Below are 9579 nucleotides of genomic sequence, written 5' to 3' on the forward strand. Positions count from 1 at the left end.
TGGTGCCGAGCCGCCACGCCCGGGAGGTGATGGGCGTGGCGGTGCCGGCGGCACGGTGAGGGCGCGGCGGACGCCGCACGCCCCGCCCGCGCGGGTCAGCCCTTGTCGGTGCTGGCTCCGGCCGCCGTGGTCTCGGCGCCCTCCGCCGGGGTCTCCTCGAAGTCGACCTTGCCCATGTGGCGGTTCATCGACTTCATCAGGGCCCAGACGGCCAGGCCCATCACCGCGAAGACGATGAAGCCGAGGACACCGGGGGTGACCTTGTCCTTGTCGAACTCCTTGGCGATGGTCACGAAGTGCGTCATGGCCAGGCTTGTGCTTGGGGTCATGTCAGGCATTGTCCCGGATGCCCGCGAAGAGGTCGTCCTCGGGGAGGGAGGTATCGACGAGGGACTTCGCCAGCTCGTACTCCTCGGTGGGCCAGACCTTCTTCTGGAGCTCCAGCGGTACGCGGAACCAGCCGCCGTCCGGGTCGATCTGGGTGCGGTGCGCGATCAGTGCCTTGTCGCGGATCTCGAAGAAGTCCGCGCAGGGCACGTAGGTGGTGAGGGTGCGGTCCTTGAAGCCGGAGTCGTCCCAGCGCTTGAGCCACTCCCCGTAGGGGGAGTCCAGGCCGCGGTCGAGCATCGCCTGGTGCAGGGCCTCGGTGCGGGGGCGGTTGAAGCCCTGGTTGTAGTAGACCTTCAGCGGCTGGTAGGCGGGGCCGTACTCGGCCTCGGGGTACTTCTCGGTGTCGGCCGCGCCCTCGAAGGCCACCATCGTGATCTTGTGGGTCATGATGTGGTCGGGGTGCGGGTAGCCGCCGTTCTCGTCGTAGGTGGTGATCACCTGGGGACGGAAGGAGCGGATCTTCCGCACCAGCTCGCCGGCCGCGTGGTCGACGTCCTCCAGGGCGAAGCAGCCCTCGGGCAGCGGGGGCAGCGGGTCGCCCTCGGGCAGGCCGGAGTCGACGAACCCGAGCCATTCCTGGCTGACGCCGAGGATCTCCCGGGCCTCGTCCATCTCCTTGCGGCGGACCTCGTGGATGTTCTCCTCGATGTACTTGTCGCCCTGGAGCTTCGGATTGAGGATGGAGCCGCGCTCCCCGCCCGTGCAGGTCACCACGAGCACGTCCACCCCCTCGGACACGTACTTCGCCATGGTGGCCGCACCCTTGCTCGACTCGTCGTCGGGGTGCGCGTGCACGGCCATCAGTCGCAGCTGCTCAGTCAAGACTCAATCCTCGGTCGTTGTGTCGGCGCCCGGCGGACCGGGTGCGGTTCGTGGGTCTCGTCCCGCGGGGACGTCGTGAGGGGTGCCGGTCGAGTGACGCGTGGGCGGCTTCTATAGTGACCGAATCGGAGGGCCAATCATTCCGGGATTACGGCACCGGGGCCCGTTTCGGGACGTTCGTCCCGCCCGGTCGAGAGGACGATCATGAGTACGGCGAGTACGCGACTGCCCGAGGGCCGCTACGGCCGTTCCTCGGACGCCCGCACGGACCGCACCCTCAAGGTCGTCGGCGGGGTCCTCGGCGCCGTACTGATCGGCCTGATCGCGTTCTTTGCGTACCACTACGTCGGCCAGAACAAGATCAGCGCCGAAGTGATCAGTTTCGATCTCCGCGATGACGCGGTGGCGGTGGAGCTGCGGGTCGAGAAGGACGCCGGCGCCTCCGGCTACTGCACGGTGCGCTCCCAGGCGGAGGACGGCGCCGAGGTGGGCCGCGCGGACTTCCGCTTCGGCGGGGACGCCACCCGGATCACCGAGGTCGTCACGCTGCGCACCACCGCGCCCGGTACCACGGCCGAGCTGCTGGGCTGCCACGCGGACTGAGCGCGGCACCGCGCTCCGGCCGGGGCACCGCCCGGAATATCGACCCGCTGACCTGCGTTGACGCGGTTTTAGTGAGTTATGTCCTCCCCCTTCCGTCCTTGAATTGTTAGGCTCGTGGTTTCGCCCACTCCTGAAGGAACATGCTTCTGGGTAGGGCGATGCTTTGTATTCCCAGTACCGACGAGGAGCACCTGTGACCCAGACCAGCGAGAACGTCACCTGGCTGACCCAGGAGGCGTACGACAAGCTCAAGGAAGAGCTTGAGTACCTGTCTGGTCCCGCGCGCACCGAGATCGCGGCCAAGATCGCCGCGGCGCGTGAGGAGGGCGACCTGCGGGAGAACGGCGGGTACCACGCGGCCAAGGAGGAGCAGGGCAAGCAGGAGCTCCGCGTGCGCCAGCTGACCCAGCTCCTGGAGAACGCCAAGGTGGGTGAGGCTCCGGCGGCCGAGGGCGTGGTCGCGCCCGGCATGGTCGTGACGATCGCCTTCGACGGCGACGAGGACGACACGCTGACCTTCCTGCTCGCCTCGCGGGAGTACGCGAGCGAGGAGATCGAGACCTACTCGCCGCAGTCCCCGCTGGGCACCGGCGTCAACGGCAAGAAGGTCGGCGAGGACGCGGAGTACGAGCTGCCCAACGGCAAGAAGGCCTCGGTGAAGATCCTGAAGGCCGAGCCGTACGTCGGCTGACCCGCCGCCGTCACACTTCGCCGCGCCCCCGGTGTCCACGTGGACACCGGGGGCGCTGTCGTACCGGCGACGTCCCGCCGGGGCCCCGGCGGGATCCGTGCGGCGCGGTCAGCCGATGACCGGGTAGCCCGCCGCACGCAGCGCCTCGCCCACCTCGACGCAGTGGGCCGGGCCCTTCGTCTCCAGGTGCAGCTCCACCTCCGCCTCCGTGAGGCCCAGCCGGGGATCGGTGCGGACATGGCTGACGTCGAGGACGTTGGCGTCGGCCAGCGACAGCACCCCGAGCAGCGTCGCCAGCGCCCCCGGGCGGTCCGTCAGGCGCAGCCGCACGGCGAGGTAGCGGCCCTGCGCGGCCATGCCGTGCCGCAGCACCCGCTGCATCAGCACCGGGTCGACGTTGCCTCCCGACAGCACCGCCACCACCGGACCCTCGAACGAGCCGGGATCGCTCAGCAGCGCCGCGACCGGGCTCGCCCCGGCCGGCTCCACGACCAGCTTGGCCCGCTCCAGGCAGAGCAGCAGCGCGGTGGACAGCTCGTCCTCGGTGACCGTGCGGACCTCGTCGACCAGCGCGCCGACGATCCCGAACGGCACATCGCCGGGCCGTCCCACCTTGATGCCGTCCGCCATCGTCGCCGGGTTCTCGACCGACACCGGTCGCCCGGCCGCCAGCGAGGGCGGATAGGCCGCCGCGCCCGCCGCCTGCACCCCGATGATCCGCACGTCCGGCCGCAGCGCCTTCACCGCGACCGCGATGCCCGCCGCGAGCCCGCCGCCGCCGATGCCGACGACGACGGTGCGCACCTCCGGGCACTGCTCCAGGATCTCCAGGCCGACCGTGCCCTGGCCCGCGATGACGTCCGGGTGGTCGAAGGGGTGGATGAACACCGCGCCGGTCTCCGCCGCGTACTCCTGCGCGGCCGCCAGCGTCTCGTCGACCACATGGCCGTGCAGGCGCACCTCGGCGCCGTACTCCCGCGTCGCGCTGATCTTCGGCAGCGGGGCGCCCTTCGGCATGAACACCGTGGCCCGCACCCCGAGCAGCGCCGACGCCAGCGCCACCCCCTGCGCGTGGTTGCCCGCGCTCGCGGCGACCACCCCGGCGGCCCGCTCCTCGGGCAGCAGCCCGGCGATCCGCACATAGGCGCCGCGCAGCTTGAACGAGCCCGTCCGCTGGAGGTTCTCGCACTTGAGGTGAACCGGCGCGCCGACCAGCTGGGAGAGGTGCCGGCTGCCCTCCATGGCCGTCACCCGGGCGATTCCCATGAGCATCTTCTGGGCGCCGCGTACGTCGTCGAGGGTGACGGTCCGAAAGGAGTCAGCGGTGCGGTAGCTCATGACTCAAGCATCGCAGTTCACGGGTGGGAAGCCCGGTTGTGACCAACCTCCGAGACTGGTTTGCGCAGCGCCGGTACGACCCGCGTCCGGGCCGCGTACCCTGTCCCCCAACCCAGCACCCCTTCATGAAGTGAGCCCCCGGCCATGCCCACAACACCTGAAATGTCGATGGACATGACGACCGTCGGTGACACCGGTCTTCTCGACACCCTCCAGCACGAGGTGGCGGTGTTCGCCCGCCGTGCCGAACAGACCCGGCTCGGCGGCGTCGGGCAGGTGCGCAACTCCATGGACCGCGCCGCGTATCTGCTGCTCAACCGGCTCGACAAGGAGGGCCCGATGGGCGTCAAGGCGCTCGCCTGCAGCATGGGCATCGACTCCTCGACGGTCACCCGGCAGGTCGCCCCGCTCGTCGACTCCGGTCTCGTCAAGCGCACCTCGCACCCCGAGGACGGCCGGGCCGTGGTGCTCCAGCTGTCCCCGCGCGGCCTGTCGCGGCTGGAGGAGGTGCGCTCGTCCAGGCGTCAGCTGATGGCCGAGTTGACGCAGGACTGGGCGCCGGAGGAGCGCGAGGCGTTCTGCACGCTCCTCACCCGCTTCAATGTCGCGCTCTCCGACCGGATGTCCGCGGCGGTGGTGACGGAGCCGGTGGCGCAGTCCTGAGCCCGCGGGCGCCCGCGGGCGCGAGAGCCGTGCACGGCTCTTGACCGAAAGACCACCCCTGCCCTCATATGAGACCGGGCCCCCTGGTGGTGCCGGGGTCCGCGTCCCGAGGTCACGGGGGAGGCGCGGTGCGACAGCGGCAGGTGTCCGACGGCAGGCACCGGAACCGGGAGTTCGAGGCCTTCACGGCCGGCGCCGCGGGGCGGCTGCTGCACACCGCCACCCTGCTCACGGCGGAGGCCCCGCACGGCAACCCGCGCGCGCGGCGCCTGCTCACCCTGGCCCTGGCGGACACGTACGCGTGCTGGGACCGGCTGCGCGGCGAGGACCCCTACGACCGGGCCCGCCAGTACCTGGCCACCCGGTTCGCCCGGGCGGCCTGGCACCAGCACGGCGGCGCCCTGGACCGGTTCCGCCCGGGCCCCGCGACCGCGCTCGCCCGGCTCACCCCGCAGGAGCGGCTGATCCTGGTCCTGCGGCTGTTCGAAGGAGTCGCCGAGGAGCAGACCGCCGCGCTGCTGGGCCTGCCCCGGGAACGCGTCCACACGGTCTGCGACCGCGCGACGGCGACCCTGCTGCACCCCACCACGGCACCGGCGGCGCCTGAGGCGGTGTCCCGGTGAACCGGCAGGAGCGGGAGGCCGCGGCACGGCGGATCATGGAGCGGGCCGGCCCGGCGACGGTGCCGCCGGACCTGTACGCGCAGGTGCTGCGCCGCGGCGGCCGGAAGCTGCGCCGCCGCGTGCTCGCCCGCCGGGTGGCCGGGCTGCTGCTGCTCGCGGCGGTCGTGGCGTTCACGGTGTGGGCGCTGACCGCGCGCCCGTGGGTGGAGCCGCCGTCCCGGACGACCCCACCGCTCACGGGCTGGTGAGCGACGCCGGTCAGCCGAGCGCCTGCTGGAGGTCCTCCAGCAGGTCGTCGACGTTCTCGATGCCCACCGAGAGGCGCACCAGATCGCCCGGGACCTCCAGCGCCGAGCCGGCCGCGGAGGCGTGCGTCATCCGCCCGGGGTGCTCGATCAGCGACTCGACACCGCCCAGGGACTCGCCGAGCGTGAAGATCTTCGCGCGGTTGCAGACCTCGACCGCCGCCTCCTCGCCGCCCTCGACCCGGAACGAGACCATGCCGCCGAACGCCCGCATCTGCTTGGCGGCGACCTCGTGACCGGGGTGGTCCGGGAGGCCGGGGTACAGCACGCGGGTCACGCGCGCGTGCCGGGTCAGCATGTCGGCGATCCTCGTCGCGTTCTCGCTGTGCCGGTCCATGCGCACCGACAGCGTCTTGGTGCCGCGCAGCACCAGCCACGAGTCGAACGGCCCGGCGACCGCGCCCATGGCGTTCTGGTGGTACGCCAGCTCCTCGCCCAGGGTCTCGTCGGCGGTGATCAGGGCGCCGCCGACGACGTCCGAGTGGCCGCCCATGTACTTGGTCAGCGAGTGCACGACGACGTCCGCGCCGAGCGCCAGCGGCTGCTGGAGGTAGGGCGTGGCGAAGGTGTTGTCGACGACGAGCCGGGCGCCCGCGTCCCGGGCGACCTGGGCGACGGCGGCGATGTCGGTGATGCCGAGCAGCGGGTTGGACGGCGTCTCGACCCACACGGCCTTGGTCTTCGGGGTGATCGCGGCCCGTACGGCGGCCGGGTCGGCGGTGTCGGCGACCGACCACTCCACGCCCCAGCGGGAGACGACCTTGGCGAACAGCCGGAAGGTGCCGCCGTACGCGTCGTTCGGGATGACCACGTGGTCGCCGGGGCTGAGCAGCGTACGCAACAGGCAGTCCTCGGCCGCCAGTCCGGACGCGAACGCGAGGCCGCGGCGGCCGCCCTCCAGGGCGGCGAGGTTCTCCTCCAGGGCGGTCCTGGTGGGGTTGGCGCTGCGGCTGTACTCGTAGCCGCCGCGCAGCCCGCCCACGCCGTCCTGCTTGTAGGTCGACACCTGGTAGATGGGCGGGACGACCGCGCCGGTCAGGGGGTCGGCGGTGTTGCCCGCGTGGATCGCGAGCGTCTCGAAGTGCTGACTGATGTGCCTGTCGCTCATGTGCACCGAGCGTAATGCGCGAACGGAGCGGATGACGTCCCCCGACAGACGGGCGAAAACCTCGCCTGCGCGGCACCGGCGCAGCTCTGCCCGGCCGGGAGTTTTCCACAGCCCGTTCTCCACGGGCCGCGGACCGGGTTGGCCAAGTGTCACGGGCGTCTGGAACGCTGGAGGCATGGAGATTCTCTGGGTCCTGATGGCACTGCTCATGCTGAGCTTCGTGCTGCTCCCCTACTTCAGGCGCCGGCGCGGCACGATCGAGCAGGTCCCGCCCGGCCACCCGGACGCCGCGGACCCGGCGAACTACGGCTTCGTGCGCCAGGAGGAGCTGGACGTCCGCATGCCCGGCCCCGACCAGGACCTGCTGGACGTCCTGGACCTGGTGCAGCGCACCCAGGACCACCGCGCGGCGGCCCAGCTGCTGGCCGGCACCGAGGCGGCCGGCGAGCTGCGCTGGCAGCGCGTGCAGGCCTTCGCGGGCGCCGCCTCCCTGGAGCTCCAGCAGCGCCCGGGCAACGTCGGGGAGGCGCCCGGCGGCCAGTGGCTGCGGGTCTGGCGGGCCGAGCAGCCCAAGGACGCGGGCGGCGCGGCGGTGCACGCCGAGTTCCTGGTCCAGCAGGCCTGGCGGACGGCGACGCCGGGCACCGACGAGTTCCGGATCATCATGGAGGAGGCGAGGGCGGCCTGCGCCGACGCGGCGCTGCTCGCCCCGGGCGACCCGATCCCGTACATCATCGAGCTGTCCGTGGCCCGCGGCCTCGCCTATCCGCGCCAGGAGTTCGAACAGCTGTGGCTGAAGATCCTGGACCGGGCGCCGAACCACATGGGCGCGCACCTGGCCGCCCTGCACTACTGGTGCGACAAGTGGCACGGCTCGCGCGAGCTGGCGACCTCCTTCGCGGAGGCCGCCGCGGCCCGCGCGCCGCAGGGCTCCCTGCTGGCGGCGATGCCGCTGTTCTCGGTCTTCGAGCACCTGCCCGAGGTCAATCTGGTCAGCGGGTTCTACCAGAGCGAGGTCGTGACCAAGGCGGTCCACGGCGCGCTGCACGCGGTCCACTCGGCCCGCGCCGACGACCCGATGCTGGCGCACGTGCGCCATCTGCTGGTGTTCTTCCTGGTGCGGGGCGAGCGCTGGGCTGAGGCCATGGACCAGCTGATCCACGTGGACGGCCATGTCGGCGCCCTGCCGTGGACGCTGTCGCCGGACCCGGCGGCGGAGTTCGCGGTCTACCGCGCGCTGGCGGTGGCGGGCTACGAGGCGAACGGCGGCAGCCCGGCGACACTGCCGCACTGAGCGGGCGGCCACGCCAGAGCACACGGCCACGCCCGGACGAGGGACCGCGCCTGGACGAGGACCCCGCGCGTGGACGAGGACCCGCGCCCGAGCCGGCGCCACGCCTCAGCGGGCGACCGCGTCAAATGACGTTGCTCCCCTGACCTGGGATGAGGCATCGTTCCCCCCACATCGCTTTGCCATGTCCATTTTCAGCAATGCTGTGGGGGGAACGGCCCATCATGGGCGCAACTCTGCGCGCGCTGCGCGCCCTCGTCCTGCTCGCCGGCTTCTATCTGCTCGGCTTCGTCATGCTCGGCGCCCTGGCCGCCGTCGACTGGGCCTTCGCCGAGGCCGGCGTCGGCGCCCTCACCGCCAAGATCTGGTTCATCAGCGCACTGGTGGCCCTCCCCATCGTCCAGGGCATGTTCGCGCTGCGCACCCCCAAGGACGAGCCGCCGCCCGGCGTGACCGTCACTCCCGAACGCGAACCCGCACTGTGGGCCGCCGTGCGCGAGCTGGCCGAACGGACCGGCACCCGGGCGCCCGACGAGATCGTGCTCACCGGCGACGTCAACGCGGCGGTCGCCGAGGACACCCGGCTGCTCGGCCTGCTGCCCGGCCGCCGCCGGATGTACGTCGGCCTGCCACTGATGGCGGGCCTGAGCGAGCCCCAGCTCCGCTCCGTCCTCGCCCACGAGTTCGGCCACTACACCCACCACGACACCCGGCTCACCGCGATCACCCTGCGCGGCCGTCGCCAGGTCATGCGCACCGTCGCCAACCTGCACGAGCGGTCGCAGGCGAAGGCCGCCAAGGAGCAGGCCCGGCTGGAGAAGAAGAACGCCAAGCGGATCGCCCGCGGCAAGGAGGCCGCAGTGGTCGACCCCGGCTCGGCGGGCCTGAGCTACCGCCTCGCCGCCAAGCCGTTCCTCTGGTACGGCACCTTCTACCTGCGCGCCTCCCAGGGCGTGGCCCGGCAGCAGGAACTCGCCGCCGACCTGGCCGCCGCCCGCGTCGCCGGCCGTGACGCCACCGCCTCCGCGCTGCGCGAGATCCCCGCCCTGGACGCCGCCCACGACTTCTACATGCAGTCGTACGCCACCCTCGGCACCGGCGCCGGACTGCTGCCGCCGCCCGGCGAGGTGTTCGGCGGTCTGCGCCGGCTGCTCGCCGCACGCGCCGCCGAACTCGACGAGTTGCGCGCCGGCCTGCCGGTGCAGGAGCAGTCGCCGTACGACTCCCACCCGCCGATCGCCGAACGCGTGGCCCGGATCGAGGAACTCCCCGACGACGGCCGCGCCCCGGCCGGCGCCCGCCCCGCGCTCGCCCTGCTCACCGACCCCGCCCGCGCCTTCGCCGAACTGGAGGGGGCCGTCCTGACCCCTGAGGCGCAGCGCCTGGGCCGGGCCGCGGACTGGCCGGACCTGGTCCACCGGTCGATGCTCTGGCAGGCCGAGCAGGACGCGGAGCCACTGCGCCGGGCCGTCGCCGAGACGCACGGCGGCGACGGCTCCCTGACCGCGTTCCTCGACGCCGCCGACGCGGGCCGGCTGTGGCAGCTGGCCGACCGGCTGCCCAAGTCCCCCGAGGCGCAGGCCGCGACGGGCCGCGCCGCCCGCGAGTTCGCCCGGCCCCAGCTGCGCGCCCGCCTCGCCCGCCTGGTCACCGCGGAACTCGCCCGCCAGAGCCGGGCCCGGTGGGAGCTGTCCTGGACCGACGCGGCCCGGCTGCGCCTGCCGGACGGTCACGAGGCGTGGCTG

At 72.5% G+C, this 9579-nt stretch carries 11 protein-coding genes; 7 read left to right on the forward strand and 4 right to left on the reverse strand.

What is annotated here, in order from left to right:
* Window positions 1-95: 95 nt before the first annotated feature.
* Window positions 96-338, reverse strand: coding sequence for a hypothetical protein (locus CCN42_RS25860; protein ID WP_086739216.1), 243 nt, complete (start codon window positions 336-338; stop codon window positions 96-98).
* On the reverse strand, window positions 331-1212 hold the full coding sequence (gene mca / locus CCN42_RS25865) for a mycothiol conjugate amidase Mca (RefSeq protein WP_086739217.1): 882 nt from the start codon (window positions 1210-1212) through the stop codon (window positions 331-333). The genes CCN42_RS25860 and mca overlap by 8 nt, the downstream gene beginning before the upstream one ends.
* A gap of 204 nt (window positions 1213-1416) precedes the next feature.
* On the opposite strand from mca, the gene CCN42_RS25870 reads away from it, so the two are divergent.
* Window positions 1417-1815, forward strand: a complete 399-nt coding sequence (locus tag CCN42_RS25870; protein ID WP_086739219.1) for a DUF4307 domain-containing protein — start codon at window positions 1417-1419, stop codon at window positions 1813-1815.
* Between the two features lie 193 nt (window positions 1816-2008).
* Window positions 2009-2506, forward strand: a complete 498-nt coding sequence (gene greA, locus CCN42_RS25875; protein WP_086167319.1) for a transcription elongation factor GreA — start codon at window positions 2009-2011, stop codon at window positions 2504-2506.
* A gap of 108 nt (window positions 2507-2614) precedes the next feature.
* On the opposite strand, the gene ilvA is transcribed toward greA, so the two are convergent.
* Window positions 2615-3844, reverse strand: coding sequence for a threonine ammonia-lyase (gene ilvA, locus CCN42_RS25880; protein ID WP_086739221.1), 1230 nt, complete (start codon window positions 3842-3844; stop codon window positions 2615-2617).
* A 162-nt stretch (window positions 3845-4006) separates the two neighbouring features.
* On the opposite strand from ilvA, the gene CCN42_RS25885 reads away from it, so the two are divergent.
* The 3 genes from CCN42_RS25885 (at window position 4007) to CCN42_RS25895 (ending at window position 5378) form a co-directional block, all read left to right on the forward strand.
* Window positions 4007-4507, forward strand: coding sequence for a MarR family winged helix-turn-helix transcriptional regulator (locus tag CCN42_RS25885; RefSeq protein WP_211294797.1), 501 nt, complete (start codon window positions 4007-4009; stop codon window positions 4505-4507).
* A gap of 128 nt (window positions 4508-4635) precedes the next feature.
* A complete protein-coding gene (locus tag CCN42_RS25890) occupies window positions 4636-5130 on the forward strand; it encodes a sigma factor-like helix-turn-helix DNA-binding protein (protein WP_211294798.1) in 495 nt (164 codons plus the stop codon).
* Complete coding sequence (locus CCN42_RS25895) at window positions 5127-5378, forward strand: hypothetical protein (protein WP_086739223.1); 252 nt, start codon at window positions 5127-5129, stop codon at window positions 5376-5378. The genes CCN42_RS25890 and CCN42_RS25895 overlap by 4 nt, the downstream gene beginning before the upstream one ends.
* Before the next feature lie 10 nt (window positions 5379-5388).
* On the opposite strand, the gene CCN42_RS25900 is transcribed toward CCN42_RS25895, so the two are convergent.
* Window positions 5389-6543 carry a cystathionine gamma-synthase gene (locus tag CCN42_RS25900; RefSeq protein WP_043503659.1) on the reverse strand — a complete coding sequence of 385 codons (1155 nt, stop codon included), beginning with the start codon at window positions 6541-6543 and terminating at the stop codon, window positions 5389-5391.
* Window positions 6544-6718: 175 nt separating this feature from the next.
* On the opposite strand from CCN42_RS25900, the gene CCN42_RS25905 reads away from it, so the two are divergent.
* Window positions 6719-7837, forward strand: a complete 1119-nt coding sequence (locus CCN42_RS25905) for a hypothetical protein (protein WP_086739224.1) — start codon at window positions 6719-6721, stop codon at window positions 7835-7837.
* 221 nt (window positions 7838-8058) lie between these two features.
* Window positions 8059-9579 (forward strand): M48 family metalloprotease (locus CCN42_RS25910; protein ID WP_086739227.1); only part of this gene is annotated, 1521 nt, incomplete at its 3' end.

Origin of the sequence: Streptomyces glaucescens, assembly GCF_002154375.1 — a bacterium.
GTDB classification, from domain to species: domain Bacteria; phylum Actinomycetota; class Actinomycetes; order Streptomycetales; family Streptomycetaceae; genus Streptomyces; species Streptomyces glaucescens.